Origin of the sequence: Rhodococcus sp. 05-2255-3B1, from assembly GCF_002258545.1 — a bacterium.
GTDB lineage: Bacteria > Actinomycetota > Actinomycetes > Mycobacteriales > Mycobacteriaceae > Rhodococcoides.
In genome coordinates, this window is the sequence record NZ_NOZC01000027.1 from 87,165 (window position 1) to 112,706 (window position 25,542).

Consider the following 25,542-nt stretch of genomic DNA (forward strand, 5'->3'; position numbering starts at 1 on the left):
GGCGGTTCTCTGAGAATCGAAGGGTCGAGCCGGGGATTGCTCGGGACCGCGGTGGGTAAGACTCAAAGCATGTCGATCGTCTGGTTTCGCCGTGATCTCCGTCTGGGGGATCTGCCCACCCTCACCGCCGCTGCCGAGTCGGGAGACCCGGTGCTCGGGCTCTTCGTGCTCGACGATCGGCTGCTGAAGCCGTCCGGCGGACCGCGCAAGGATTTTCTGTTCCGGTCGCTCGAAGCACTCGACCAGCAACTCGACGGCCGGTTGATGGTCGTCCACGGTGACCCCGCGACGGTGGTCCCGAAGGTGGCGAAGGCGATCGGCACCGAGGACGTGCACATCAGCGCCGACTACGGTCCGTACGGGCGCGAGCGAGACAAGCGTGTGGGCGAGAAGGTGACTCTGGTCGAGACCGGGTCTCCGTACGCGGTCGCCCCCGGGCGGATCGTCAAGAACGACGGGGAGCCGTACAAGGTGTTCACGCCGTACTCGCGCCAGTGGCTGGAACACGGGTGGCGCGGTCCGGCGGACACATCGGCCGACTCCGCCGACTGGATCGACCCGGACGAGGTGAAAGGCGTTCGGCGAGTGAAGATTCCCTCCGAGAAGGATGCATCCGACGCGGCGGCGGGTGAGGCAGCTGCGTCGAAGCAGTGGAAGGAATTCCTCGACGAGGTCTCGGCGTACGACGACGAGCGCAACCGTCCCGATCTCGACTCGACGAGCCGGATGTCGGTGCATCTGAAGTACGGAACCATTCATCCACGGACGATGTTGGCCGACCTGGGAAAGCTCCGCAGCGAGGGTGCGGCGTCGTACCGCAGACAGATCTGCTGGCGAGACTTCTACGCCGACATCCTCTTTCAGCGACCCGACAGTGCCAGGGAGAACTACGTCAAGAAGTTCGACGCCATCGAATTGGACTCGGGCAAGCACGCCGACGAGTTGTTCGACGCCTGGTGCAAGGGCGAAACGGGCTTTCCGATCGTCGATGCCGGTATGCGGCAGCTGAACTCCGAGAAGTGGATGCACAATCGAGTGCGGATGATCGTGGCGTCGTTCCTCGTCAAGGATCTGCATCTGCCGTGGTGGCGGGGAGCGCGCTACTTCATGCAGCACCTCGTCGACGGCGATCTGGCCAACAATCAGCACGGGTGGCAATGGACCGCCGGAACCGGTACCGACGCCTCGCCGTACTTTCGCGTGTTCAACCCGATCACTCAGGGCGAGAAGTTCGACCCCACCGGGGACTACGTCCGACGCTGGGTGCCGGAGCTGCGCGGCGAAGAAGGAAAAGCCGTGCACACGTTGAAGTTCGGTCGACCCAAGGACTACGTGGATCCGATCGTCGACCACAAGCACGAGCGTGAGGTGGCGATCGCCCGCTTCAAGGCGATCTAGCGCGGGAGCGGAGCCTGCGAAGTGACCCCTATCTCTTGCGGGACAACCCGACGCCCACCAGGCAGATCACTCCACCGACCACGGCGAGGTAATGCGGCACCTCACCCAACAGGAGCCAGGCCAGCGTGATCGTGATCGGTGGCACGGCGTACGTGGTGATTCCGAGCTTGCCGGCGTTCATCCGCGTCAGCGCGTAGGCCCAGGTGCTGAAGGCCAGTGCCGTCGGGACCAGGCCGAGGTAGATCAATCCGCCGGTGGCACCGGCCGAGGCAGCCCCGAGGTCGTCCAGCAGCGCCGGTGCGAAGGGCAGCGTGCACACCGCGCCGATGGTGCATGCCATCCACGTCACCTGAAGTCCGGGGATGGTGCGCAGCACCGGCTTCTGGCTGAGCACTCCGATGGCGTAGGTCACCGCGGACACCAGGCACAGAGCGATGCCGAGGAAATCGGCGTCGGTCTTGGTGGTCGACGTCGTGGTCACCGCCGTGACGACACCGACCATGACCGCGCCGGCGAACGCTATGCCCGCACCGATCACCAACCACTTCGGAAAGCCCTCGCCCAGAAGCAGACCCGCGAACAGGGCGACCAGAATCGGACCGATCTGAATGATCATCGACGTCGTACCGGCATCGACGCGTTGCTCGGCGGCATTGAGGGCGACGTTGTAGATGCCGAACCAGAACACGCCGATACTGACGATCTGCAGCCACTGTGTGCGGTTGGGCCTGACCCACTGTCTTCTGGCCACAACTATCGCGCCGAGTGCCACAGATCCGATCAGCAGCCGACCCAGCGCGAGCGGGCCCGCCCCAAAGGATTCGCCGACGCCGCGAATCGCGACGAAGGCCGAGGCCCACGAGATCACCGTGACGGTGACTGCACCGAGGGCGAGCCAATCGACGGCGGGACGGGTGTCGAGATCTGTCATGAGCACGACGCTATCTCGCGCGAACGACCCCTGGCGCGCGGGTTTCGGCCATCGTTGCGCGAATTGGTGCCGCCTATCTGCCGAGCAACTTCTCCAGCGCATCGAGTACGGCGGGATCCTCGATGGTCGACGGCACGCCGTACTCCTCGCCGGCGACGATCTGCCGCATTGTCTTCCGCAGGATCTTGCCCGAGCGGGTCTTCGGTAGGGCACCGACGATCGTCACGTCCCGGAACGTCGCGAGTGCACCGATCTGATCGCGGACCATGGCCACCAGTTCGGTACGCAGCTGATCCTCGGTGATGGTCTCCCCGGCCTTGAGCACCACGTAGCCGCTGGGGCGCTGGCCCTTGAGGTCGTCGTGGATTCCGATGACGGCGCATTCGGCGACGGCGGGGTGACCGGCCAGCACGGCCTCCATCGACCCGGTGGACAGGCGGTGGCCGGCCACGTTGATGACGTCGTCACTGCGGCCCAGCACGTAGACGTACCCGTCGGCGTCGATGTACCCGGAATCGCCGGTGAGGTAGTAGCCCGGGAACGTGTCCAGATACGAACGCTGGAACCGTGATTCGTCGTTCCAGAGTCCCACCAGCGCGCCCGGTGGCAGTGGCAGCTGCACGACGATGTTGCCCTCGGTGCCTGCGTCCACCGGCGCACCGGCCGCGTCGAGGATACCGACCTGGAAACCCGGCACCGGTACCGTCGGTGATCCGGGTTTGATCGGAAGTGGTTCGAGGCCACGAAGATTGGCGCAGATCGCCCAGCCGGTTTCGGTCTGCCACCAGTGGTCGACGACGGGGCGGTCCAGGGTTCGCGAAATCCACTCGTAGGTATCGGGATCGAGGCGTTCACCGGCGACGAACAGTGTCTCGAGCGACGAGGTGTCGTACTTCTCGAGCTCGGCGGCGTGTGGGTCGACCTTCCGGATGGCACGCAAGGCCGTCGGCGCGGTGAACAACGCGCGGACGCCGTGATCCTGGATCACCCGCCAGAACGCGCCTGCATCGGGAGTTCCGACGGGTTTGCCCTCGTAGAGAACCGTTGTGGCACCTGCGAACAGCGGTCCGTAGACGATGTAGGAGTGTCCGACGACCCAGCCGACATCGGACGCCGTCCACATCACCTGACCGGCACCGACGTCGTAGATGTTGCGCATCGACCACGTCAACGCAACCGCATGACCGCCGTTGTCGCGCACCACACCCTTGGGCTTACCGGTCGTGCCCGAGGTGTAGAGGATGTACAGCGGATCCGTCGCCTGCACCGAAACCGGTTGGGCGGCCGGGGCGTCGGCGATGAGGGTGTCCCAGTCCAGCCAGTCGTGGCTGCCTGCGATGCCGTCGCGGGCCTTGACGATCACCGCGGGGACGGTCGCCGTCGTGAGAGTCAGGGCGCGCTGCACCAAGGGGAGGTATTCGACGACTCGACCAGGCTCGAACCCGCCGGCGGCAGTGATCAGCAGGACCGGCTCGGCGTCGTCGATTCTCGCCGCCAGCTCCTTGGCCGCGAAGCCGCCGAACACCACCGAGTGCACCGCGCCGAGCCTGGCGCACGCGAGCATGGCGATCACTGCCTCGGGAATCATCGGCAGGTAGATCACCACGCGGTCGCCGGGGGAGACGCCGTTGCTGCTCAACACCCCGGCGAAACGAGCGACCCGATCGAGCAGTTCGGCGTAGGTGTAGCTGCGGGTCAGTCCGAGCATCGCCGAGTCGTAGATCAATGCGGTCCGGTCGCCGTGCCCGGCGTCGACATGCCGGTCGAGGGCATTGAAACAGGTGTTCAGGCGGGCACCGGGAAACCAGTGCGAGCCGTCGAACGCGGTGGTCGGTGGGGTGTCCCAGTCGACGTCTTCCGCCGCAGACAGCCAGAATTGCTCCCGGTTGTCGACGCTGTCTCCGAATGCCTGCCGATACTCGCCACTCATGCCACCGAGCCTAGTTGGGCACGTGCTGCCGTTTCGGGTTATCGACAACGGGGCGGGTGCGTAGCCTCCGAAGTACTTCGCGGCCGCCGTTTAACGCCGCGCTGGCCGCGAACATCCCCGCGACCAGCAACAGCCATCGCATCGCGTACGGCTCCTGGGTCTGACCCGTGGCGGCCTCGTATGTCTCGCTTCCGTGCGCGAAGATCCCCGGTGCGAACAGCAACAGGCTCAGTCCCGCTCCGAGCGCAGGAATGCGTACCGCGTTGACGAACCTGCCCAGTCGAGCAACCAGAGTTCTGTCGAGTACCGCGTACAGCGGGAACAGGATCGCATCGTGCACCACGGCCGCCCCGACGAACCACAGTCCGATGGACTGCCACCACTTGTCGGTGTTCCACAGGGCCGGAAAGCCGATCGTCAGGACCACCGCTCCGGACAGGGCGAGACAGAAGGCCGTGACCGCGAGATGCACGGGGCCTGCGCCGTACCTCGCCCGAAACGTACTCATGCTCCCTCCCCGAAGAATTCGACGGATTCGATCCATTTGGTGGCATGCACTCCGGGTATCGCCGGCATCATGATCCGAGCGGGATAGCCATGATCGAGGGACAGGTCGGCCCCGTTCACCTTCAGTGCGAGAAGCGAATCGGGATGCATCATCTGGTGTCCCCCGAAGGTGACTCGGTTGAACGAACCGACGGGTTCGAGCGAGCGCACCTCACCGGTATCGGCAGATTCGATGCCCACGAGCGCCGCCAGATCGCGCAGTGGAACACCGGTCCACGTCTGTACCGTCGACCAGCCTTCGACACAGGAGATCGGGAGTTCGACGGTATGCAGGTCCATCTGCTCGAGTTGAGCTCGAGCGAGTACTACGGCGGTACCGCCGGCCGATACGGTCAGCCGCCACGAATCTCCAGTCTGCGCATCGGTGACGCCCGCGGATCGTGCAGTGCGATTGATCTGGAAGTCGTTGGGGCCGTTGCCGTACGAACGCCCTCGGGGGAGCAGGAGCGCCGCCCCGCGCAGTGGCCCGCCGGTCGTCTGCCCGACACTCAGCACGGCGACGAACAATGCGCTGCCGCCCACGAGGGTGAGTGCTCCGCGGCGGCTGATCGTCGCCGGAGCGGGATCGGTTGCAGCAAGGCCTGATTCGTCGTCGCCGTCGGGCACCGTGTCCGCCACCCTGATGCGCATCAGCTCGAGGAACGGGCGGGTTCGCAGCGCGGTCACCATGGTCGGAAACTTCAACACCACATGGGCGACGAAGCCGGCGACGAACACCCAGGCTCCCCAGTAGTGCGCGGTGTAGAAGCTGAATCCGAAGATGTAGTCGTACTGAATGTTCAGCACACCGGTGATGATCTCGAAGAGTATGCCACCGACCAACGCCAGCAACGACACTCGTTCCAGCAGATGCGCCACGCTGCGAATCGGGGGCATCTCGATCAGCTTCGGAATCACCGACCACAGCTTGGCCAGCACGATCGGCACCATGACCAGACCGAGTCCCACGTGCAGGCCCTGGGTGAGCCGGTAGAGCCAGGCAGGTTCGGTCGGCCAGTCGAACGACGGTATCCGTAACCATCCGACGTCGCCGGGCATGGCCTGGCCGAACTGAGGACCGTATGCGGCCCAGGAAAAGAATCCGGTGATCGTCACGATCGGCAGGACGACGAGTAGGACGGATGCGAGGACCGACGTGAACCAGACGCCGCGGATCGGGCTTCGGAACGTGGGAATTCGTTGCATGCTGGTTCCCGTCTGCAAGATTGTACCCAGTAGTACAAATCAATGAGTCGAGGTTAGCGCACCGGGAGTCCTTTCGCCAGGGTGCGTCCCGGCGTCGCTTCTCAGGTCGCGCGTCGACGCAATGCGGCGACCGATGCGTTCAGCGTGTCGCGCAGTGGTTGCACATCGCCCGCGATGCGGGCGATCAGCATGCCCCCCTGCAGTGAGGCGATCAAGGTGGCGGCAGCGGCGGCCGGATCGGTCGCGACGTCGAGTTCGCCCCGGTCGATCATGCGACGAAGTCCCTGCTCGAGAGGTTGCTCCCAGCGCCGGAACGCGGCGTGCAGGGCGGGAACGAACGCCGCGTCGTTCTTCAGTTCTGCAGCGAGTGAACCGAGGGGGCACGAGAACGGACCACCCGGTTGTTCGTGATTTCGCACGATCTCGGCGGCCCAGGCGTCGATGTCGTCGAGGCTGTCGATGTGGGCCAGGCGTGGCTGAGCGGCGAGCACGCGCTCGAGTTGACGTGTGATGACGGCCTCGACCAGGTCCGACTTGTCGGAAAAGTAGTGGTAGAGCTGCGACTTCCCGGTCTCCGATGCGGCGAGAACGTCGTCGAGAGTGGTTCCCGCGACGCCGTGGTCGTACATCATCGATGCTGCGGCGTCGACGATCGCAGCTCTGGTGCGTCTGCCTTTGGCCGTTCTCGGCAGCTCCTTGCTCACGGGCCCTCGGCTCCTCGGTCGATGCGGTGAACAGCGAGTTCGATGAACACTCGGCCGTTCGATTCGATGGTTCGGCGGACCCGAAGCCCTGCAGCCACCGCCAGCGAGTACAGCGCACCCGCGCCGACACTGGCCCACGTGAACCACTCGCCCACCGAGTCGCCGGTCTCCCATCGAACCATTCGGTTCCGATCGTCCAGATCGGGGGTCGGCTCGACTTCGACGATGGCTGTTCCGCTCTCGTGCAGCAGTCTTCGTACGGTCGTCAACAGCGCGGCAGGATCGCCGCCGATACCGATGTTGCCGTCCGCGAGCAGTACGTGGGACCACTGCCCGGCCCTGGGGAGCGCTGAGAAGATGTCCTGTTCCACGGCGAACCCACCGCGGTGATTCGTCATCTCCACGGCGACCGAGGACGTGTCGACCCCCAGTGCGGGAACGCCGGCACGGGTCAGTGCCTCGGTCAACCGCCCTGGCCCACAGCCGAGATCGAGGGTGGGGCCGGTGCAGAACGCAATGGAGGCCTCGTCGGCCCGGATGTCGTCGACCGTCGAATGGGCTCCGCCCATCCAGCGTGCGATCGGCAGTTCGGTGCGTCGACCGTCGTAGTCGGAGATCCACGAGGGTAGGCCTGCGCGGCCGCGGCGATAGACGTCGTCTGCAATCACCCGATCGAATGTACCAGTGAGTACAGTCAGCGGCATCGCGGGACGGAAGCGCGTCAAATTTCCGTTGGGTGCCGTCAAGATTGCGTCAACACCTCTGTTCGACGCCACCGCGCGGCGTGAGACTTCCTCTCATGACACTTCTCGACATGCTTCCGTCCCTCGGTGCCGCATATGTTTCGCGGTGCGATCCAACGCTCTGGCCTGCAGATACGCATTGCGTCTGCGGCCGCATCACCGTCGACGGCGTTGCGCTGGAGGATCTTGCGGACGCGCAGGGCACTCCGGTGCAGTGGGGTTCGATTCTGGTGACTCGGGTGCGTTCGGTGATTGCCGGCGAGGTGGGCGTCGACGCCGAGTTCGCGGATCTGCGCCAGGCCGTGGTGGTCAACCGGCATTCGGTGGGTCCGGTGGTCAAGGTCGATGTGCACGGTCCGGGTCGACGCTGTGTCGGTCCGGTGGAGCTTCCCGCCGACCTGCGTGCGGGTGACGTATTGGCGCTCGTGACCTCGCAGGTGCACGGCGGAGCCTGCGGTCGTTCCGCAGGCTCCACTCCGGTCTCGTAGCAGGGGTCGAACTTCTGCTCACATGCGGCGGAGCCGCTCATCCCAGCGTGCGGTAGCGGCCGAGTCTGGATCGCGTGCGGGTGGCGGAGTCGACGGTGGACAACGTGCGCAGTTCTCGAACGATGGCATCGGCGACCCGGGCGGAAAAGGCGGCCGGTTCGTCGGCGGCGTCGGGGAGTTCGGGGACGATGGCGTCGACGATGCCGTCGCGCAGCAGATCGACCGAGCGGATGCCCTGCGCCTCGGCCATGTCCGGGGCGTGAGCGGTGTCCCGGTGCACGATGGCGCTGGCGCCCTCGGGCGGAAGCGGTGCGAGCCAGGCATTCTGGGCACACAGCACGCGATCGGCGGGCAGAAGTGCGAGCGCCCCGCCGCCGGTGCCCTGGCCGAGCAGCACCGACACCGTCGGGGTATCGACGGTCACCAGGTCGGAGATCGAGCGGGCTATCTCGGGTGCCAGGCCGCCTTCCTCGGCTTCCTTGGAGAGGGCAGCGCCGAAGGTGTCGATCACCAGTACCAGCGGGATGCGTAGTTCCTCGGCCAGGCGCATGCCGCGTCGTGCCTCACGTAGTGCCGCAGGACCCATCGTGGCGGTGGCGGCGCTGCTGCTCCGGTCGTTGCCGAACAGGACGCAGGAGGTTCCTCGTATTCGGCACAGTGACAACAGAATCGAGGTGTCGGCCTCGCCCTGTCCGGTGCCGCTGAGTGGAACGTGTTCGCTGGCTGCGTGTTCGATGAGTTGCCGAATACCCGGCCGGTCGGTGCGGCGAGACGACTGCACCGAATGCCAGGCCGACTGCTCCCGTATCTCGGCCGGCTGATCGTCGGTGAGGTCGGGCCACACGGCGGCGTCGACGATCACGCGAAGTGCGCGGATCAACAAGTGGCGCAGGTCAACCACCGGCACCACACCGTCGATGACGCCGTGCTGGTAGAGGTTCTCGGCGGTCTGGACGCCGTCCGGAAATGGCTTGTCGTACAACGCCTGATAGACGCGGGGCCCGAGGAACCCGATCAGTGCGCCGGGTTCGGCCACGGTGACGTGAGCAAGCGACCCCCAGGATGCGAACACGCCTCCGGTCGTCGGATTGCGGAGGTAGACCAGGTATGGCAGGTGCGCTGCCTTGTGCGCGGTGACGGCCGAGGCGATCTTGACCATCTGCACGAAGGCGAGTGTGCCTTCCTGCATTCGGGTGCCGCCCGAGGTGGGGGAGGCGATCAGGGGCAGCCTCTCGGCCGTTGCGCGTTCGATAGCGGAGGTGATGCGCTCGGCCGCGGCAACGCCGATCGATCCGGCGAGAAAAGCGAACTCGCACGCAATGATCACCACGCGGCGGCCGTCGATGGTGCCCTCGCCGGTAACAACCGATTCGTCGACGCCGCTCTTCTCCCGAGCTCTCGCCAGGTCCCGAAGATAGGACTCCCCAGGATGGACGTCCACTGGCGTGGAGTCCCAGGACACGAACGATCCGCCGTCGAGAACGGAGTCGAGAATCTCGGCGGCGGATGTCCGTTGGCTCATATCGGGGAGCCTACGCAGCGAACCCTAGCGAGCAAACGCTTCCTTCCACGAGACGGTCTTGCCGATCCGAAGAATGGAACGCTGGTAGATCTTCGCCGCGCCCATGGCCAGGATCGCGGTGGTGACCACCATCAGAACCGCCGAGCCGACGATCTGCACCGGCGAGGTCACGCCCGCTGCAATTCGCAGAGGCATCATGATCGCGGAGAACGGCGGGATCCAGCTCAGCGTGTTGGCCAGGGTGCTCTCCGGATCGCTGACGGAGTAGAAGGCCGCGAAGAACATCGCCATGATCAGGATCAACAGCGGCATGGTCGTCGAGTTGACGTCCTCCTGCCGCGAGACCATCGACCCGCCCGCAGCGTAGAGCACCGCGAAGAATGCGAACCCGAGAACGAACCACGCGAGGGTTGCGGCGAAGACGCTCACCGCAGCACCCGTGACCGTGAGGACGCCCGTACCCAATCCTGCCCCGACACCGGCTATTCCGTAGAGAGCAAGCTGCACGATGCCGACCGCGCCGATACCGAGGATCTTTCCCCACAGCAACTGCAGGGGGCGGACGGTGGAGAGCAGCAGTTCGACCACCCGAGAGGACTTCTCCTCGACGACGCCCATCGCGACGTACATGCCGAAGCCGATGATCTGGGCATAGAGCAGAAACACTGCCGACAGGGCAAGTGCGGTCCGCTGACCTGCCTCGGGATCCGGGGGATCGATGGCGTCGACGGTGACCGTTGCGGCGCTTGTCGCTGCTCCGAGCTCGTTCTGATCGACACCCTGTTGCGCCAGTGCAGCATTCGTGGCTTGCGTTGCAACACTGCCTTCGACGACGGCGCGCAACGTTCCGGTCAGGTCGGACTCGGTGACGGCGGTGTACGCACCGTCGGTTCCGTCCGGAACCAACGCCACGTCGAGATCCCCGGATTCGACGCCGCTGCGTGCGGCTGCCGCGTCGGCGATCTCACGGACCTCGACCGGTGACCCGACGGCGTCGCCGGTTGCTTCGACCACGGCCGCGATGGACTGGTCTCCGGCGATGCCGACGACGTCGCGCTCCTCGTCACCGCTGCCGGAGAAGATCGAGAACGCGACGATACCGCCGACGATGACGGCCAGGATGATCGCGTTGCTGATGACGAAGCTCTTCTTCATCACCTGAACGGTGAACTCGCGCTTGGCTATCAAGGACACAGCGCTGAAGGAGTTGAGTTGGGAGCTCATGCCACTACCGCCTCTCGGAACAGGTCGCTCAGGGAAGGTTTCTGGATGGAGAAGTCGTGTACCGGGCCGGTCGCCAGTGCCGCCCGCAGGATCTGCTGGTCGTCGGCCCCGGGTGCCAAGCCCAGGACGGTGACGCCGTCGCTGTGGCCGAGGGTGCTCACTCCGGTGATGCCCGACGCCCATCCGGGTGCGGCGTTCGGTGCGTGGACGCGTAGCTGCGAATCTCCCGACCCGCGTAGCTCGTCGACGGTGCCGACGGCCTTCATCGAGCCCGCGGCGATGATGCCGACGCGATCGCACAGGCGTTGCACCAGATCGAGCTGGTGGCTCGAGAACACCACCGGCACTCCGGCGGCGGCCTTTTCGCGCAGTACCTCACTCATCACGTCGACAGCGATCGGGTCGAGGCCGGAGAACGGCTCGTCCAGGACCAGCACCGCGGGGTCGTGCACCAGCGCGGCCGCCAACTGCACGCGCTGCTGGTTACCCAGGCTCAACGCGTCGACGGTGTCGTTGACGCGCTGGTCGATGCCGAGTCGTTCGGTCCAGCGGATCACCGCAGCCTTGGCGTCCTTGGACGACAGGCCGTGCAGCTCGGCCATGTAGGCCAACTGCGGGCCCACCTTCATCTTGGGATAGAGGCCGCGCTCCTCGGGCATGTAGCCGATGGTGCGTCGGACGTCGAGGTCGACGGGCTTACCGCCCAACAGAACCTGGCCGGAATCTGCCGACAGGACTCCCAGCGCGATGCGCATCGTGGTGGTCTTGCCTGCGCCGTTGCTGCCGACGAAGCCGAACAGCTCGCCCGGGCGGACGTCGAAACTCAGGTTGTCCAGGGCGATCTTGTCGCCGTATCTCTTGGAGACGGAGTCGATCGTGAGGGTGCTCATGGTGCCCTTTCGGTCGTTACTGCTGGTCGAAATTCGGGATGTCGTCGAGTTCGGGGTCTGGGGTGATCCACGCGAGAATCATTGCTGGAGAGCATATTCCGGTCATCAGTGCGGCCAGAGTCCAGCCGCCACCCGCATAGGCGAGCCGGGACATGTCCTCGAACGACACCGAGAGGAAGATGGACGCGAATGCGGCTGCCATCACCAGCGTCTGCGTGACGGTGAGGCCGATGGAGCGAGCTTCGTTGCGCTGCTGCACTTCCCATTCGTCCAGTGCTCCGACGGGTGCGTCGCCGTGCCGGCCGGAGACAATCTGTAATGCCGTCCAGATCGGAATGAACAGCAGTGCCGCCGGTATCCATCCGAGTGCGAACCACTCGGAGAACAGGCTGCCGATGCTGACGACGAAGAAGGCGAAGAGGAGTACGGCCACAGCTACCACGAGGATCTGGCGTCGACGCTGTGTGCGCCACTTCGGAAGCCAATGGCGAGTCTTGGCGTCGTTCTCCAGGAATCGGCGGGTGCGATAGGCCTGATAGCGGGTGAGGATGTCGGGTCGTTCGCTCATGGTCTCAGCCGTCCTGTGGGTCGTAGTCCGGAGTAGTCCACGCGAGAAGCATTGCGGGGGTAGCGCCTCCAGTGCTCAAAGCGGTCAGCATCAGCGCGCCGCCGGAGATCCCGAGATTTGTTGCCCCGAAAATCGATCCGAGGAACAGGTACGCCGCGGCTGCGGTGCCCAGCGCCTGAGTAACCGTCAGGCCGATGGATCGGGCCTGGTTCCGGAGCTGTATTTCGAGCTCGTCGAGCGCGTCCACCGGTGCTTCGGCGCGCCGATTGGACACGATGCCGAGGACGATGGTCGCGAACGCGAACACGATGTAGCAGATTCCCCAGTATCCGATCGCCCAGTCGAACAACGGTTCCGAGAGCGCGAATCCCGCAGATGCCGCGAGCAGCACCAAAAGGACGACAACGAAGGCTCGGCGACGTTTCTGGGCTCGCAATCCCGGCAGCCAGTTCGCATAGGTCTTGTCGTTCGCCAGAAACACTCTCGTCCGGGCTTCCTGATATCTGCTGAAGATGCTGGGACTGTGCGTGTTCATCGATCCTTCTCCCTTCGGAAGAGTTCGGCGGAGAGCGGTCCGAGTTCGGTGCGCGAGAAGACCGCTTCGATCGGCAGATCGAAGACGTCGCAGATGCGCATCGCAAGGTCGAGGCTCGGGTAGTGGTCGCCCCGTTCGAGGGCGCCCACTGTCTGGGGGTTCACTTCGACGAGTTCGGCCAGTTGCGCGCGGCTCATCTTTCGTTCTGCCCGCAGAACACCCACCCTGTTGAAGATCGGGAGCGCGGTACCGCGCTTGACGGGGCTCATGACAATGAAGTGTTGTATAAACCCAACGATGTGTCAACCAGTAATAACAGTTTTGTCGATGCGCCTACTGGCTCTGCTGTTCGCGAGCGGCCACGACCACCGCGTGCATGGTCGTCAGAAAGTCGTCGATCGTTGCCCGCTGCTCGGGTGTGAAACGTGCCAGCTCGTCGACTGCTCGGCCGATGACGGGGCCGAAGAACCTGGTGCCGAGTTCCGACGCGTGAGCGGTCACGCGCAGCAGTACTCGGCGGCGATCGGCTGGGTCTGCTTCGCGTGATACCAAGTTGCGCTTGCTCATTCGATCGACCAGGGCGGTGACGGATGCCGATTCGAGGCCCAGCTGTCCGCCGAGCCAGCCGGGTGTGGCACGCGTTCCGGCCCGGTCGGCATCGAGGAGGCAGATCAGCGCGCGGATGTCTGTCGGGTGAAGTGAGTGCTTCTGGGCGAAGTCTGCGCCGAGGAGATCGAGTTCGACGGTGAGCGCTCGCAACCGATGTACGGCGGCGACAGGTTCGGTCATGTGTCGATCCCTCGGGAGTTGCTGTACGAGTAGTCTCTCTATTGTCTACTATCTCGATCATCGAGAGAATAGAGGGTCGCAATGACGCTGGACGGATTCTTCACCGCCTACGATCGAGTGCTGCAGAAGTGGCCGGCTGATACCCAGGCCATCGACGCGAACACGGTGCACGGCACCACACGGATCAACGCCTGCGGACCCGTCGACGGCCCGCCCCTGGTGCTGCTCCCGGGGGCCGGTGCGACGTCGACCGTGTGGTTCGCCAACGTCGCGGCGTTCTCTCGGCACTATCGGGTGTACGCGGTGGACCTCATGGGCGACGTCGGGCGCAGCGTGCCCGGGGAACGCGCCATCGACTCTGTCGAGGAGCTACTGGGTTGGGTGACGGCCGTCCTTGATGAGCTGAACTTGCCAACCGCGGCGCTCTGCGGCCATTCCTACGGCGCGATGATCGCGCTGGCGTACGCCCTGCGCAACGACAGCCGCGTCGACGCGCTGACCCTGCTCGATCCCAATGCCTGCTTCGGCTCCATGAGTCCGCGGTACCTGCTGCACGCGATTCCGATTCTGCTTTCTCCCAACGAAAAGCGACAGCGACGCTTCGTAGCGTGGGAGACCGATGGCCAGGCTTTGGATTCCGACTGGCTCGACGTCCTCGCGCTCGGGGCCGCACATTTCCCGACGGCCAAGACCATCGTTCCGAAGCGGCCGAAGCCCGCTGCGTTCGAGGGATTCGATGTGCGCACCACCGTGGTCCTGGCAGGGAAGGGGAGGGTGCACAACGCCGCTCGGATCGAAGAGGCTGTGCATGCCGTTCTGCCGAGTGCGAGGACGGTGATACTCGGCAGCGCCACGCACCACGGGCTACCGATGCATCCCGCCGCCGAGGTGAACGAAATTCTGCTCAGCTGAGGTGAATCGGGTGCAGCTGTCCGCGCTCACCGCGGTCGGCTGCACCCGATTTCACTGCGACCTACAGTTCCGACAGCTGCCCGTCGGCCATCGTCCAGTGCCTCGTGCTGCGGACCGTGTCGAGCATTCTGCGGTCGTGCGTCACCAATAGCAGCGTGCCCTCGAAGTTCTCCATCGCGCGTTCCAGTTGTTCGATGGCAGGCAGGTCGAGGTGGTTGGTCGGCTCGTCCAAGACCAGCAGATTGACTCCGCGGGCCTGTAGCAACGCGAGCGCTGCGCGGGTTCGCTCACCGGGCGAGAGCGACGACGCCGGCCGCAGTGCATCGTCGCCGCGTAAACCGAACTTCGCCAGCAGTGTGCGGACATCGGCGTCCGGCCACTCGGGAACTGCAGCGCTCAAGGCGTCGGACACCGTGCCCTCGCCGACGAAATATGCCCGCGCCTGGTCGATTTCGCCGACGGCCACTCCGGATCCCAGTGAGGAAGTGCCCTCGTCCGGGCTGAGCCTGCCCAGTAGAACCGACAGCAACGTCGTCTTGCCGGATCCGTTGGGCCCGGTGATCAGAATGCGATCGCCCCAGTCGATCTGCGTCGTGACCGGTCCGAACGTGAACCCGGATCGCCGCACGAGTGCACCGCCCAACACCGACACAACGGTTCCGCTCCGGGGAGCCGCGGCGATCTCCATCCGCAGTTCCCACTCCTTGCGCGGTTCTTCCACCACCTCGAGGCGCTCGATTCGGCGCTGTGTCTGACGGGCTTTCGCGGCCTGCTTCTCGGTCGATTCGGCGCGTGTCTTGCGAGCGATCTTGTCGTTGTCGGTGGCCTTGCGTCGCGCATTGCGCACCCCCGACTCCATCCAGTTCCGCTGCATCTGCGCCCGTGACTCCAACGCGGACTTGGTGTCTGCGAACTCGTCGTACATCTCCCTGGCATGCTGGCGCGCAATCTCGCGCTCAGCCAGATACGACTGGTAGCTGCCGTCGTACACATCGATGCGACGCTGCGCTCGATCGAGCTCGACGACGCCCGTCACTGTGCGTGCCAAAAATTCGCGATCGTGACTGACGACAACGATGGCCGCCCGCGTCGCGACGACGAACTGCTCGAGTTGCTCGAGGCCGGCCAGATCGAGGTCGTTCGTGGGCTCGTCGAGCAGCAGGATGTCGTAGCGCGCGAGCAGAATCGCGGCGAGCCCGGCGCGGGCGGCCTGCCCACCCGACAGGTCCGTCATGAATGCGCTGCCGTCGACCTCGAGGCCGAGGTCCGCCAGCACCTTTGCTGTTCGCTCCGCCAGATCTGCGCCGCCGAGCGCCAGCCACTTCTCCAGCGCCGGGGTGTAGAGGTCCTCATCACTGGACCCCAACGCCTCGGCGGCCGCGTTCATCGACGATTCGGCCTCGGTCACCCCGGTCCGTCGACCGAGAAAGTCCAGCACCGTCTCCCCGGCGATGCGCTCGGGCTCCTGAGCCAGGTAGCCGACCGTGGCGTCGGGCGGGCTGGTGTGGATCTCGCCCTCGTGATCGGCGGTTCCCACCCCCGCGAGCAGCGTCAACAGGGTCGATTTGCCCGCACCGTTGGCCCCGACGAGCCCGATCACGTCACCCTCGGTCACCGTCAGATCGAGGCCGGAGAACAGGGTGCGATCGCCGTGGAAAGCGGCGAGATCATCGATACGAAGCGTTGCGGTCACCGAACAAGTATCTCCGGCGCAATGGGAACAGATTCACCGTGCCGCCCGTTGCCATTCGTATGACGTATTCAGCCGAGACCAGTACTGTCCCGACCATCGTGCTCAACGACGGCACGTCCATTCCCCAGCTGGGGTTCGGTGTGTGGCAGGTGCCCGACGACGGTGCCCAGGCCGCAGTGACCGAGGCACTGAAGGTCGGCTACCGCAGTATCGACACCGCCAAGGTGTACGAGAACGAAACCGGCACCGGCCGGGCCATCGCAGAATCCGGCATCGCCCGTGACGAGCTGTTCGTCACCACCAAGCTGTGGAACGACGATCAGGGTTACGACTCGACGTTGAAGGCGTTCGACGCCAGCATGGATCGCCTCGGGCTCGAGTACCTCGACCTGTACCTCATTCACTGGCAGCAGCTCGACCGCGACAAGTACATCGACACCTTCAAGGCATTCCAGAAGCTGAAGGCAGACGGCCGCATCGGATCCATCGGCGTCTCCAACTTCACCATCCCCACCCTGGAGAAGCTGATCGACGCCGTTGGTGAGACCCCGTCGGTCAACCAGATCGAGCTGCATCCGCGGCTGATCCAGGAAGAGCTGCGTGCGTTCCACACCTCGAAGGGCATCGCCACCGAGGCCTGGAGCCCACTGGGATCGGGCACCATCCTCGACGAGCCGGTGTTCGCGACCATCGGTGAGGCACACGGCGTCACCCCGGCCCAGGTCATCCTGCGCTGGCACATCCAGCTCGGCAACGTGGTGATCCCCAAGTCGGTCACTCCGAAGCGCATCGCCAGCAACTTCGACGTGTTCGGCTTCGAGCTCAGCAACGACGAAATTCAGCAGATCAACGCCTTGGACTCCGCAGACGGCCGCACCGGCCCCGACCCGGACAAGTTCAGCAGCTGATGTGAGCGGAACTTCGTAGTGGGCTACGAAGTCCGGAGTGGAGCCCGCGGAACGACCACGGGCACAGCGTGCACATAGGGGGCCTAGTCTGTACCCATGTCCGATTCGCTCGACGGCAGGACCGTTGCCCTCACCGCCGAGCGGCGTGCAGACGAATTGGCCACCATGCTCGAACGCCGCGGCGCGAACATCGTTCACGCCGCGGCGATTCACGTTCTGCCCCTGATCGACGACTCGGAGCTGAAGTCCGCCACCGTGGGCATCGTCGAACGACCGCCACAGATCGTGGTGATCAGTACCGGCATCGGTTTCCGGGGCTGGCTCGACGCGGCCGCGGATTGGGGTATCCGCGATGATCTCGTTGCTGCTCTGGCACATTCGCGAATCATTGCCCGAGGCCCCAAGGCGCGCGGTGCCATTCGCGGTGCCGGTCTGCGGGAGGAATGGTCCCCGGCCACCGAGGCCTCGCAGGAAGTGTCCGCTCATCTCGCCGCCGAAGGTGTTGCCGGCGTGGACATCGCGGTTCAGCTGCACGGGGTGATCACCGAGTGGGAACCGACGATCCATCTCGATGCCGCACTGAGCGAACTCGGGGCACATGTGCGGCCGGTTCCGGTGTACCGGTGGATCCGCCCTCTCGATCAGGCTCCGCTCCTCGATCTGTTGGGGCAGATCATCGACCGCCGCGTGGATGCGGTCACGTTCACCAGCGCCCCGGCGGTGGCCTCGCTTCTCTCGACAGCGAAGGACAACGGCGTGCTCGACGCTTTCCTCGACGCACTTCGCGGCCCTGTCGCCGCGATCTGTGTGGGGCCGGTGACGTCGGCACCGTTGGATGCTTTGGGTGTTCCGACGTCCATGCCGAGCCGGGCGCGGTTGGGCGCGCTGGCGAAGTTCGTGACCGAGCAGCTCGGCTCGCCGTGAACAGTCAGCCCAAGGTGTCGAGCAGCTCCGTCACCGCGGCTCGTCCCGCGCGATTGGCCCCGATCGTGCTTGCGGACGGCCCGTAGCCGAGCAGATGGACGCGATGGTTCGCGGCGACCCGGGTGGTGAGCCTGCCGTCCATGACGATTCCGCCGCCGTGCCCGCGCAGGCGCAGCGGAGCGAGGTGGTCGAGGGCGCTGCGAAAGCCGGTGGCCCACAGGATCACATCGGCGTGCTGACTCGACCCGTCCTCCCACACCACCGAATCTTCCGTGATGGACGAGAACATGGGCTTTCGATCGAGCGCGCCGCGTTTGCGAGCGGCGGCCAACGACGGCGTCAGCAGGAGCCCGGTCACCGAGACGACCGAACCGGGTGGCAGGCCGGCCCGCACCCGCTCCTCCACCATGGCGACGGCCTTGCGTCCGGCATCGTGATCGAATTCGCCGTCCCGGAACACCGGTGGTCGACGTGTCACCCAGGTCGTCGTGGTGACCTGGGAGATTTCGTCGAGCAGTTGGACGGCCGAGATGCCGCCGCCCACCACGACGACGTGCTTGCCCGTGAACTCGTCGGCGGTCCGGTAATCCTTGGTGTGCAGTTGCCTGCCCGTGAACGTCTCGGCACCGTCGTAGTGCGGAACGAACGGCTTCTCCCACGTCCCGGTCGCGTTGATCAGTCCCTCGGCCATGACGACGGTGTCGCCGGCTTCGACCCGGAATCGGGGTTCTCGGTCGCACACGACGGTCACCGTGACGGGGCGTCGAACATGCAGTTCGAAGCGTTCCTCGTACGCGCGGTAGTAGCGGGGGACGGCGTCGGCGGCGCGGATCGTCTCGGCAGGCTCGTCGCCGAGGGTGTCGGCGAAGGCCATACCGGGCAGGTCGTGCACCCCGTTGACGGTGCTCAACGTCAGCGAGGGCCATCGGAACTGCCACGCGCCACCCGGGCCGGGCGAACGGTCGAGCATCACGAACCCCTCACCGGCGGTCAGTCCCGCGCGATGGAGGTGATAGCCGGCCGAGAGTCCGGCTTGGCCGGCACCGATGACGGCGACCCGAGTGTCGATCATGCAGACCAGTAGATCAGGCCCCGCACTGTCGATTCCTGTACTGGTGGGTAACCTCTGCTGTCGTGATCGGACTTTCTCGTGACGGCGACGTCGTCACCATCGAACTGCAGCGGCCGGATCGACGGAACGCGTTGAACTCCGAGCTGTGCCTGGCGGTGCATCGCGGAGTCGAGCAAGCCGAGCACGACGGCGCGCGGGTCGTGGTCATCACCGGCCAGGGCACCAGCTTCTGCGCGGGCGCGGATCTGACCGGTGATGCGTTTCCCGAGCATTTCGGGCAGATCCTCGAGGAGATGCTGGTCGCCGTCGAGTCTGCGTCCATTCCGGTGGTCGCGGCCATCAACGGCCCGGCCGTGGGGGCAGGCACCCAGTTGGCCATCGCCTGCGATCTGCGGGTCGTCGCGCCGGGCAGCTTCTTCGAGATTCCGTCGACGCGGCTCGGTATCGCGGTGAGCAACTGGACCATCCGACGGCTGGCGGCGCTCGCGGGCGGGGGAGTGGCACGCACGATTCTGCTGGGCGGGGAGCGGGTGCACGCAGATCAGGCGTACACGTGCGGGTTGGCGAACAAACTCGGCGACGTCGATGTGGCCACGGAGTGGGCGCAGTCCATCACCGAGCTCGCTCCGTTGGCGCTCGAGCATCTCAAGCTGGTGTTCAACGACGATGGAGCACACGACGTTCCGACGCCGGAACAGGCCGCGGCGTTCGAGGCGGCGTGGAGCAGCGAGGACATGAGGGAAGCGCGACGGGCACGTACCGAGAAGCGCGCACCGAAGTTCGTGGGCAGGTGATCTTCGGCGCGCCCGACGCGGGCGATACTGCGTGGTTGCTGGCCAGTACTGCGCTGGTGCTGTTGATGACGCCCGGTCTGGCGTTCTTCTACGGCGGCATGGTGCGCTCGAAGAGCGTACTGAACATGATGATGATGAGTCTGTCGGCGATTGCGGTCGTGTGGTTGCTGTGGCTGGCGTTCGGATTCTCGATGGTGTTCGGCGACAACGTGATCGGCGGGTGGATCGGAAACCCGCTGCAGTACGCCGGTTTCGAGGGTCTGCTGGGCGGGGTGTACACCTCGGCCGGGGGAGCAGTGTCGATCCCGTTGGTGGGAACGGTTCCCGCGCTGGTGTTCGCGGCGTTCCAGGCGGGCTTCGCGATGGTGACGGTGGCGTTGATCTCGGGGGCCGTGGCAGACCGTATGCGCTTCGTCCCCTGGGTCCTGTTCGCGGCACTGTGGTCGACCCTGGTCTATTTCCCGGTGGCGCACTGGGTGTTTTCGCTCGACGGGCTGACGAGTGAGTTCGGTGGGTGGATCACCAACAGGCTCGGTGCCATCGACTTCGCCGGCGGCACAGCGGTGGAGATCAACGCCGGTGTGGCCGGGCTCGTGCTCGCCCTCGTGGTCGGTAAACGTCGGGGTTGGCCGCGAGATCCCATGCGCCCGCACAACCTTCCGGCCGTCATGCTCGGTGCCGGGTTGTTGTGGTTCGGTTGGTTCGGGTTCAACGCGGGATCGTCGCTCGCCGCGGACGGTGTCGCCGCAGTGGCTCTGGTGAACACCATGGGTGCGGGGGCGATGTCCATGGCGGCGTGGCTCGTGGTCGAGAAACTGCGGGACGGGCATGCGACCTCCTTCGGCGCTGCCTCGGGCGTCGTGGCCGGACTGGTCGCCATCACACCCTCGTGCGCGGCGGTCACTCCTGTCGGTGCCGCGGCGATCGGGATCGTGTCGGGTGCGCTGTGTGCTCTGGCCATCGGCCTCAAATACCGCTTCGGCTACGACGATTCGCTCGACGTCGTGGGTGTGCACCTCGTCGGCGGCATCGTCGGAACGCTGATGATCGGACTCGTGGCCAGTGCGCAGATGCCGGCGGGCGTGGACGGTCTGTTCTACGGCGGCGGGCTGCATCAGCTGTGGGTGCAGGCGATCGCGGTGGTGGCGGTGTTCGCGTACTGCGCCGTCGTCACCACCGCAATCGCGTTCGCGATCAAGGCGGTCATGGGAGTGCGCGCCGACGCGCAACACGAAGCCGACGGACTCGACGAGCACGAGCACGCCGAGTCCGCCTACGACTTCGGAGTGAGCCACGGCGGCAGCAACAAACCGGGTCTTTTCGGTAAGTAGGGACAACCCGCGCGAGTCGTTTACCAACGGATTGTACTTCGAAAGCCGTTCTGTCCCTTTTGAGTCGATGCGTCGGATCGTTGTTCGGTTCGACCCCGTTCGTTCATCTTCGGTTCGCCTGGCCCGCGTGTTCCACCCATAGTTTTTCGCTGCTCGCATCGAGTGATGGACACGACGAAAGACTGAGGAACATGAAGCTGACTCGATTCGCGGCAACGTCCGCATTGGTCATTGCAGCGATGACGACCGCCATGGGCACCGCCTACGCCGATCCGGCACCGGCCGTTGCCGCTCCGGTCGGTTGGAACGTCACCCAGGCCGGTAGCCAGGTAATCGTCGACACGACGGCCGGCACCCTGAGCAACGAGGACAACCACCTCGTCGTCCGCGACGCCAATGGTGTTCTGGTGGACTCCGTGCCCCTGGCCATTGCCGCAGACGGGTTCTCGCACCCGGTCGCCGCCGACATCGACGGAAACCACGCCACCCTGACCGCCGATGTCTCGCCCGCCGCGGCAACCCCGGTCTCTGCAGGCCTCCCCGGCCTGCAGCAGGTCGACCTGCCCGCCGCCGTCTCCGGCGTCAAGGACAACATCAGCCTCTCCGCATCGGTCGGCGGATTCCTCGGAGCCGCAACCGGTCTGGTCACCGGCTGCTTCCTCGGAGCCATCGCTGCGGGCACCGTCTCGGCTCCTGCACTGCTGCTCTTCGGTGCCGCACCGGTTGCCGGATGCGTCGGCGGCGCACTGCTTCTCGGCTCGGGTGCGTCCCTCGCCGGTACCGCCATCGGTGGCCTCGGTGCCATCGCAGGCAACGCAGGTCAGTTCATCCAGCTCCTCAACGCTCCCCCCGCTGCCAAGAAGTAGTTCTCGGTAGTGCTGTGGCCCGCAACGGACTTTCGTTGCGGGCCACAGTCGTCGGGACGTTTGTCGGTGCTAGCGGGCCAGCGCCAGGTCTGCCACATGCGCGCGTCGAGCCGCCGTCACGAGTTCGACGACAGCCTCGGCCACCTCGTGTGCTCGTTCGAGAATCACCATGTGCCCGGCCTGCGCGACCCGCACGAGGCGGGCGTCGGGCAGGTGGGCGGCAAGGGTTTCCGAGTGTCGCATCGGGGTCATCAGGTCGTCCGAGCCGCACAGCACCAGCGTGGGAATCGAGGCGAGTGCGGCCAGGCCGGCCACCTCGTCGAGTGCACAGAAGGCCCCGAGAAACCCCGCCATCGTCACGATGGACGTCTCACCGAGCATCGCCGTCGCCAGCATCACCACCCGGGGACTCACCTTGCGGGATCCGCATCCGGCCGTCCGCACTATCGGCGCACACACCCCGCGACTGAGCCTCTTGGCACCCGACATCAGTCGAGGGGCGCGTCGAACAGCGGCTCGAAATGCCGACACCGCGGGATGGGCGAGGCAACTGCCGAGTCCGTCGTCGGTGATCCCACCGGCCGACGTCGCGATCAGACCGACCCCGACCAGACGCGAGCCGATCGCCTCGGGGTTCTGACGCGCATAGGACAGTACTGTCATTCCGCCCATCGAATGCCCGACGACGACGAACGGGCCGGACGGAATCACCGCGCGGATGACGTCCGCCAGATCCTCTCCGAGTCGGTCCATGGTGCAGCTGTCCGGTGCGGCCGCGGTCGACTCGCCGTGACCCCGGTGGTCGTACATCACGATCCGAACGTCGTCTCCCCAGCTGCGCTCCACCTGTCGGCGCAGATCGGTCCACGACTGCATGCGTAGACAGTGCCCGTGCACGAACACCACGGTCAGGGGCGCATCGGGATGGCCGAACTCGCGCACTGCCAGCGCCGTCCCGTCGCCGGCGGCGACAGTACTGCGGCGACCGACCTGATGGGTCTGCTCGCTGGTGATCATGGGCGCTCCGTGGGTCGGGTGGCACGTGCTGCGAGGACGGTGTTGTCCGGTACTTCGTTTCCACGACACGCCGTGTTACCTGAATCACATTTTCTTTCGATGTGATAGCCGATCAGACCAAGCCGGGTGGCAATCTGCACCGAAGTACTGGTGAGCGTTCAGGAGAGGACGCGCGTTGCCAGTGAGGAGATCGGCCATGAGTTTCGGCATGGACAGGCTCGAGGATGTTGTGCCTCGCGCCGTTGCGGGAGATCGACTCGCTCTCGAACAGGTGCTGGTGCTGATCCAGCCACCGGTTCGGCGCTACTGCGCCGCCCGGATCGGGAATCTCGACGTGGCCGCCGACGATGTGGTGCAGGAGGTCTGCCTCGCACTGGTCACCGCCATTCCCAAGTACCGAGACATGGGCAAGCCGTTCATGGCCTTCGTGTACGGGATCGCCGCTCACAAGCTCGCCGACGCCGGCCGCAAATCGGCTCTGCGACAGTCGTTCTCGATCGACGAGATGCCCGAGGAGCAATCCACCGAAGCCGGGCCGGAGCAACTCGCCCTGGGCGACGAACTGCGTAGCCATACCCAGGCATTGATGGACACCCTGCCGACCAAGTACCGCAAGATCATTCTGATGCGAGTGGTGTGGGGCCTGACGGCACCGCAAACCGGTGAAGCACTGGGGATGACGGCCGGAGCTGTGCGGGTGGCCCAGCATCGGGCGATGAACATGTTGCGCGCCGAGCTGTCGAACTTCTCGCTGCTGGCAGCGCGCGCCGCCGCCTGATTTCCCGGCGCAGCGCACGCATTCGGGTCGGATGTCCGAATCGCCGGATTGAGTAACAGTAGCTACATCAACGCAAGACACCCTGGCAACGTGGCGGTTCTACGTTGTTGATCCATGACCGCCGTACAGCCAGCGCCGACAGACACCGCGCTCAAAGAGACGCTAGAGGACTACACGCTGCGCTTCGCGCCGCGTAGCTACCGTAAATGGGGAACCGGTGTTGTCGCGACGTCCGCGCTCGGCGGAATCGCGTATCTCGCGGACTTCGCCATCGGTGCCAACATCGGAATCTCCTACGGAACCGGCAACGCACTCTGGGGCATCCTGGTGTTCGCGGTCGTCATCTTCCTGACCGGGCTCCCGCTCGCCTACTACGCTGCTCGATACAACATCGACCTCGATCTGATCACCCGTGGAAGCGGATTCGGCTACTACGGATCGGTGGTCACCAACGTCATCTTCGCGACGTTCACGTTCATCTTCTTCGCGCTCGAGGGTTCGATCATGGCGCAGGGACTCGAACTCGGCTTGGGTGTCCCGTTGCCCATCGGGTACGCGGTGTCGACGATCATGGTTATTCCGTTGGTGATCTACGGCATGAAAGCCCTTGCCAAGCTTCAGGTCTGGACCACTCCGCTCTGGTTGGTGCTGATGGTGCTGCCGTTCGTCTACCTGGTGATCAGCAATCCCGATTCGGTCGGGGAGTTCTTCGCCTACGGCGGTCAGGACGGTGCCGACGGCAAGGGCGTCAACATCGGATCGGTGATGCTCGCGGCGGGCGTGTGTCTGTCGTTGATCGCGCAGATCGCCGAGCAGATCGACTACCTGCGGTTCATGCCGCCCAAGACTCCCGAGAACTCCCGACGCTGGTGGACGGCAGTGCTTCTCGCTGGACCGGGCTGGGTCATCTTCGGCGCACTCAAGCAGGTCGTCGGCCTGTTCCTCGCCGTGTACCTCATCGCCAACGTGGTCGACGGTTCGAGCATCGCCAACGAGCCGGTGCACCAGTTCCTCGAGATCTACGAGAACTTCATGCCGGGCTGGCTGGCGATGACCCTCGCGGTGATCCTGGTCGTCATCAGCCAGATCAAGATCAACGTCACCAACGCCTACTCCGGGTCACTGGCGTGGACCAACTCCTACACCCGCCTCACCAAGACGTACCCGGGCCGCATGGTGTTCGTGTTGTTCAACCTCGCAATTGCACTGATCCTGATGGAAGCCAACATGTTCGACTTCCTCAACAGCATTCTCGGCTTCTACGCCAACTGCGGTATCGCGTGGATCGCCGTGGTGGCGTCGGACATCGTGTTCAACAAATACATTCTGGGGCTCTCGCCCAAGGTGCCCGAGTTCCGACGCGGCATGCTCTACAACATCAACCCGGTCGGCTTCGGATCGATGGCGGTATCGGCGATCCTGTCGATTCTGGTGTTCTTCGGCGCATTCGGATCTGCGATCAAACCGTATTCGCCCATCGTGGCTCTCGTTCTCGCACTGGTTCTTCCGCCCATCCTGGCGGTGGCGACCAAGGGCAAGTACTACCTGCGTCGCACCGATGACGGCATCGATCTGCCGATGTTCGACGAGCACGGCAACCCGTCCGACGCGCTCGTGATGTGCCACGTCAGCGGCATGGAATTCGAGCGACCCGACATGATCGCGTCCAACGTGCCGGGGCCGAACGGGGAGAAGCAGTACATCAGTTCTCTGTCGCTGAGCACCGACAAGACGGGGGAGCACATCCTGCCCCCGCAGTGAGTGCGGCTGCGC

26 protein-coding genes are annotated in these 25,542 nt (G+C 65.2%); 10 read left to right on the top strand and 16 right to left on the bottom strand.

Annotated features, from left to right (window positions below; genetic code table 11):
• Positions 1-69 precede the first annotated feature (69 nt).
• A complete protein-coding gene (locus tag CH249_RS15095) occupies positions 70-1,398 on the top strand; it encodes a deoxyribodipyrimidine photo-lyase (RefSeq protein WP_094683322.1) in 1,329 nt (442 codons plus the stop codon).
• Positions 1,399-1,426: 28 nt separating this feature from the next.
• On the opposite strand, the gene CH249_RS15100 is transcribed toward CH249_RS15095, so the two are convergent.
• The 6 genes from CH249_RS15100 to CH249_RS15125 all read right to left on the bottom strand — a co-directional run bounded on the left by CH249_RS15100 (position 1,427) and on the right by CH249_RS15125 (position 7,383).
• Positions 1,427-2,329, bottom strand: a complete 903-nt coding sequence (locus CH249_RS15100) for a DMT family transporter (protein ID WP_094683174.1) — start codon at positions 2,327-2,329, stop codon at positions 1,427-1,429.
• 73 nt (positions 2,330-2,402) lie between these two features.
• Positions 2,403-4,259 carry a propionyl-CoA synthetase gene (locus CH249_RS15105; RefSeq protein WP_094683175.1) on the bottom strand — a complete coding sequence of 619 codons (1,857 nt, stop codon included), beginning with the start codon at positions 4,257-4,259 and terminating at the stop codon, positions 2,403-2,405.
• Positions 4,260-4,269: 10 nt separating this feature from the next.
• A complete protein-coding gene (locus CH249_RS15110) occupies positions 4,270-4,767 on the bottom strand; it encodes a hypothetical protein (RefSeq protein ID WP_179273263.1) in 498 nt (165 codons plus the stop codon).
• Positions 4,764-6,011, bottom strand: coding sequence for a molybdopterin-dependent oxidoreductase (locus CH249_RS15115; protein WP_094683323.1), 1,248 nt, complete (start codon positions 6,009-6,011; stop codon positions 4,764-4,766). The genes CH249_RS15110 and CH249_RS15115 overlap by 4 nt, the downstream gene beginning before the upstream one ends.
• A 101-nt stretch (positions 6,012-6,112) precedes the next feature.
• The gene (locus CH249_RS15120) at positions 6,113-6,715 is read right to left on the bottom strand and encodes a TetR/AcrR family transcriptional regulator (RefSeq protein WP_256988335.1); all 603 of its coding nucleotides are present in this window, start codon (positions 6,713-6,715) and stop codon (positions 6,113-6,115) included.
• Positions 6,712-7,383 (bottom strand): methyltransferase domain-containing protein, encoded by a 672-nt coding sequence (locus tag CH249_RS15125; protein ID WP_032395822.1) that lies wholly within the window; start codon positions 7,381-7,383, stop codon positions 6,712-6,714. Before CH249_RS15125 ends, CH249_RS15120 begins: the two co-directional genes overlap by 4 nt.
• Before the next feature lie 131 nt (positions 7,384-7,514).
• On the opposite strand from CH249_RS15125, the gene CH249_RS15130 reads away from it, so the two are divergent.
• Positions 7,515-7,946 carry a hypothetical protein gene (locus CH249_RS15130; RefSeq protein WP_094683176.1) on the top strand — a complete coding sequence of 144 codons (432 nt, stop codon included), beginning with the start codon at positions 7,515-7,517 and terminating at the stop codon, positions 7,944-7,946.
• A 37-nt stretch (positions 7,947-7,983) separates the two neighbouring features.
• Here the strand turns inward: CH249_RS15130 and CH249_RS15135 are convergent, their stop codons facing one another.
• The 7 genes from CH249_RS15135 to CH249_RS15165 form a co-directional block, all read right to left on the bottom strand.
• Positions 7,984-9,468, bottom strand: a complete 1,485-nt coding sequence (locus CH249_RS15135; RefSeq protein WP_094683177.1) for a carboxyl transferase domain-containing protein — start codon at positions 9,466-9,468, stop codon at positions 7,984-7,986.
• 24 nt (positions 9,469-9,492) lie between these two features.
• Complete coding sequence (locus CH249_RS15140) at positions 9,493-10,692, bottom strand: ABC transporter permease (protein ID WP_094645681.1); 1,200 nt, start codon at positions 10,690-10,692, stop codon at positions 9,493-9,495.
• On the bottom strand, positions 10,689-11,582 hold the full coding sequence (locus tag CH249_RS15145) for an ABC transporter ATP-binding protein (RefSeq protein ID WP_094631169.1): 894 nt from the start codon (positions 11,580-11,582) through the stop codon (positions 10,689-10,691). Before CH249_RS15145 ends, CH249_RS15140 begins: the two co-directional genes overlap by 4 nt.
• 16 nt (positions 11,583-11,598) lie before the next feature.
• On the bottom strand, positions 11,599-12,150 hold the full coding sequence (locus CH249_RS15150) for a hypothetical protein (RefSeq protein WP_094645680.1): 552 nt from the start codon (positions 12,148-12,150) through the stop codon (positions 11,599-11,601).
• Between the two features lie 4 nt (positions 12,151-12,154).
• Complete coding sequence (locus tag CH249_RS15155; RefSeq protein WP_094683178.1) at positions 12,155-12,685, bottom strand: hypothetical protein; 531 nt, start codon at positions 12,683-12,685, stop codon at positions 12,155-12,157.
• The gene (locus tag CH249_RS15160) at positions 12,682-12,954 is read right to left on the bottom strand and encodes a helix-turn-helix transcriptional regulator (protein ID WP_032372936.1); all 273 of its coding nucleotides are present in this window, start codon (positions 12,952-12,954) and stop codon (positions 12,682-12,684) included. Before CH249_RS15160 ends, CH249_RS15155 begins: the two co-directional genes overlap by 4 nt.
• A 64-nt stretch (positions 12,955-13,018) precedes the next feature.
• On the bottom strand, positions 13,019-13,474 hold the full coding sequence (locus CH249_RS15165) for a MarR family winged helix-turn-helix transcriptional regulator (RefSeq protein WP_094683179.1): 456 nt from the start codon (positions 13,472-13,474) through the stop codon (positions 13,019-13,021).
• Positions 13,475-13,555: 81 nt separating this feature from the next.
• On the opposite strand from CH249_RS15165, the gene CH249_RS15170 reads away from it, so the two are divergent.
• Positions 13,556-14,386: an alpha/beta fold hydrolase gene (locus tag CH249_RS15170; protein ID WP_094683180.1), complete on the top strand. Its 831-nt coding sequence runs from the start codon at positions 13,556-13,558 to the stop codon at positions 14,384-14,386.
• A gap of 61 nt (positions 14,387-14,447) precedes the next feature.
• On the opposite strand, the gene CH249_RS15175 is transcribed toward CH249_RS15170, so the two are convergent.
• Positions 14,448-16,079, bottom strand: coding sequence for an ABC-F family ATP-binding cassette domain-containing protein (locus tag CH249_RS15175; RefSeq protein ID WP_094683181.1), 1,632 nt, complete (start codon positions 16,077-16,079; stop codon positions 14,448-14,450).
• Positions 16,080-16,138: 59 nt separating this feature from the next.
• Between CH249_RS15175 and CH249_RS15180 the strand changes: the two genes are divergently transcribed.
• Positions 16,139-16,987: an aldo/keto reductase gene (locus CH249_RS15180; RefSeq protein ID WP_045200257.1), complete on the top strand. Its 849-nt coding sequence runs from the start codon at positions 16,139-16,141 to the stop codon at positions 16,985-16,987.
• Positions 16,988-17,083: 96 nt separating this feature from the next.
• Positions 17,084-17,911 carry a uroporphyrinogen-III synthase gene (locus tag CH249_RS15185; RefSeq protein WP_094683182.1) on the top strand — a complete coding sequence of 276 codons (828 nt, stop codon included), beginning with the start codon at positions 17,084-17,086 and terminating at the stop codon, positions 17,909-17,911.
• Positions 17,912-17,915: 4 nt separating this feature from the next.
• Here the strand turns inward: CH249_RS15185 and CH249_RS15190 are convergent, their stop codons facing one another.
• The gene (locus tag CH249_RS15190) at positions 17,916-18,983 is read right to left on the bottom strand and encodes an NAD(P)-binding domain-containing protein (RefSeq protein ID WP_094683183.1); all 1,068 of its coding nucleotides are present in this window, start codon (positions 18,981-18,983) and stop codon (positions 17,916-17,918) included.
• 62 nt (positions 18,984-19,045) lie between these two features.
• Between CH249_RS15190 and CH249_RS15195 the strand changes: the two genes are divergently transcribed.
• The 3 genes from CH249_RS15195 (at position 19,046) to CH249_RS15205 (ending at position 21,974) form a co-directional block, all read left to right on the top strand.
• On the top strand, positions 19,046-19,777 hold the full coding sequence (locus tag CH249_RS15195) for an enoyl-CoA hydratase (protein WP_094683184.1): 732 nt from the start codon (positions 19,046-19,048) through the stop codon (positions 19,775-19,777).
• Positions 19,774-21,108, top strand: coding sequence for an ammonium transporter (locus CH249_RS15200; protein WP_094631177.1), 1,335 nt, complete (start codon positions 19,774-19,776; stop codon positions 21,106-21,108). The genes CH249_RS15195 and CH249_RS15200 overlap by 4 nt, the downstream gene beginning before the upstream one ends.
• 191 nt (positions 21,109-21,299) lie before the next feature.
• Positions 21,300-21,974, top strand: coding sequence for a hypothetical protein (locus tag CH249_RS15205; RefSeq protein WP_094683185.1), 675 nt, complete (start codon positions 21,300-21,302; stop codon positions 21,972-21,974).
• A 69-nt stretch (positions 21,975-22,043) separates the two neighbouring features.
• Here CH249_RS15205 and CH249_RS15210 read toward each other — a convergent pair whose 3' ends face one another.
• Positions 22,044-22,991, bottom strand: a complete 948-nt coding sequence (locus CH249_RS15210; protein ID WP_094683186.1) for an alpha/beta fold hydrolase — start codon at positions 22,989-22,991, stop codon at positions 22,044-22,046.
• A gap of 196 nt (positions 22,992-23,187) precedes the next feature.
• Between CH249_RS15210 and shbA the strand changes: the two genes are divergently transcribed.
• Both shbA and CH249_RS15220 read left to right on the top strand, forming a co-directional pair.
• Complete coding sequence (shbA, locus tag CH249_RS15215) at positions 23,188-23,769, top strand: RNA polymerase sigma factor ShbA (protein ID WP_094683187.1); 582 nt, start codon at positions 23,188-23,190, stop codon at positions 23,767-23,769.
• 114 nt (positions 23,770-23,883) lie between these two features.
• Positions 23,884-25,530: a cytosine permease gene (locus CH249_RS15220; protein WP_045196556.1), complete on the top strand. Its 1,647-nt coding sequence runs from the start codon at positions 23,884-23,886 to the stop codon at positions 25,528-25,530.
• The last annotated feature ends 12 nt before the right edge of the window (positions 25,531-25,542 follow it).

Bases quoted from the DNA above. Each gene is read 5' to 3' on its own strand.
- CH249_RS15105 (WP_094683175.1), bottom strand. From the start codon at position 4,259: ATGAGTGGCGAGTATCGGCAGGCATTCGGAGACAGCGTCGACAACCGG.
- CH249_RS15095 (WP_094683322.1), top strand. From the start codon at position 70: ATGTCGATCGTCTGGTTTCGCCGTGATCTCCGTCTGGGGGATCTGCCC.
- CH249_RS15150 (WP_094645680.1), bottom strand. From the start codon at position 12,150: ATGAGCGAACGACCCGACATCCTCACCCGCTATCAGGCCTATCGCACC.
- shbA (WP_094683187.1), top strand. From the start codon at position 23,188: ATGAGTTTCGGCATGGACAGGCTCGAGGATGTTGTGCCTCGCGCCGTT.
- CH249_RS15100 (WP_094683174.1), bottom strand. From the start codon at position 2,329: ATGACAGATCTCGACACCCGTCCCGCCGTCGATTGGCTCGCCCTCGGT.
- CH249_RS15145 (WP_094631169.1), bottom strand. From the start codon at position 11,582: ATGAGCACCCTCACGATCGACTCCGTCTCCAAGAGATACGGCGACAAG.
- CH249_RS15155 (WP_094683178.1), bottom strand. From the start codon at position 12,685: ATGAACACGCACAGTCCCAGCATCTTCAGCAGATATCAGGAAGCCCGG.
- CH249_RS15180 (WP_045200257.1), top strand. From the start codon at position 16,139: ATGACGTATTCAGCCGAGACCAGTACTGTCCCGACCATCGTGCTCAAC.
- CH249_RS15115 (WP_094683323.1), bottom strand. From the start codon at position 6,011: ATGCAACGAATTCCCACGTTCCGAAGCCCGATCCGCGGCGTCTGGTTC.
- CH249_RS15140 (WP_094645681.1), bottom strand. From the start codon at position 10,692: ATGAGCTCCCAACTCAACTCCTTCAGCGCTGTGTCCTTGATAGCCAAG.
- CH249_RS15160 (WP_032372936.1), bottom strand. From the start codon at position 12,954: ATGAGCCCCGTCAAGCGCGGTACCGCGCTCCCGATCTTCAACAGGGTG.
- CH249_RS15165 (WP_094683179.1), bottom strand. From the start codon at position 13,474: ATGACCGAACCTGTCGCCGCCGTACATCGGTTGCGAGCGCTCACCGTC.
- CH249_RS15170 (WP_094683180.1), top strand. From the start codon at position 13,556: ATGACGCTGGACGGATTCTTCACCGCCTACGATCGAGTGCTGCAGAAG.
- CH249_RS15135 (WP_094683177.1), bottom strand. From the start codon at position 9,468: ATGAGCCAACGGACATCCGCCGCCGAGATTCTCGACTCCGTTCTCGAC.
- CH249_RS15110 (WP_179273263.1), bottom strand. From the start codon at position 4,767: ATGAGTACGTTTCGGGCGAGGTACGGCGCAGGCCCCGTGCATCTCGCG.
- CH249_RS15210 (WP_094683186.1), bottom strand. From the start codon at position 22,991: ATGATCACCAGCGAGCAGACCCATCAGGTCGGTCGCCGCAGTACTGTC.
- CH249_RS15205 (WP_094683185.1), top strand. From the start codon at position 21,300: ATGAAGCTGACTCGATTCGCGGCAACGTCCGCATTGGTCATTGCAGCG.
- CH249_RS15185 (WP_094683182.1), top strand. From the start codon at position 17,084: ATGTCCGATTCGCTCGACGGCAGGACCGTTGCCCTCACCGCCGAGCGG.
- CH249_RS15190 (WP_094683183.1), bottom strand. From the start codon at position 18,983: ATGATCGACACTCGGGTCGCCGTCATCGGTGCCGGCCAAGCCGGACTC.
- CH249_RS15220 (WP_045196556.1), top strand. From the start codon at position 23,884: ATGACCGCCGTACAGCCAGCGCCGACAGACACCGCGCTCAAAGAGACG.
- CH249_RS15130 (WP_094683176.1), top strand. From the start codon at position 7,515: ATGACACTTCTCGACATGCTTCCGTCCCTCGGTGCCGCATATGTTTCG.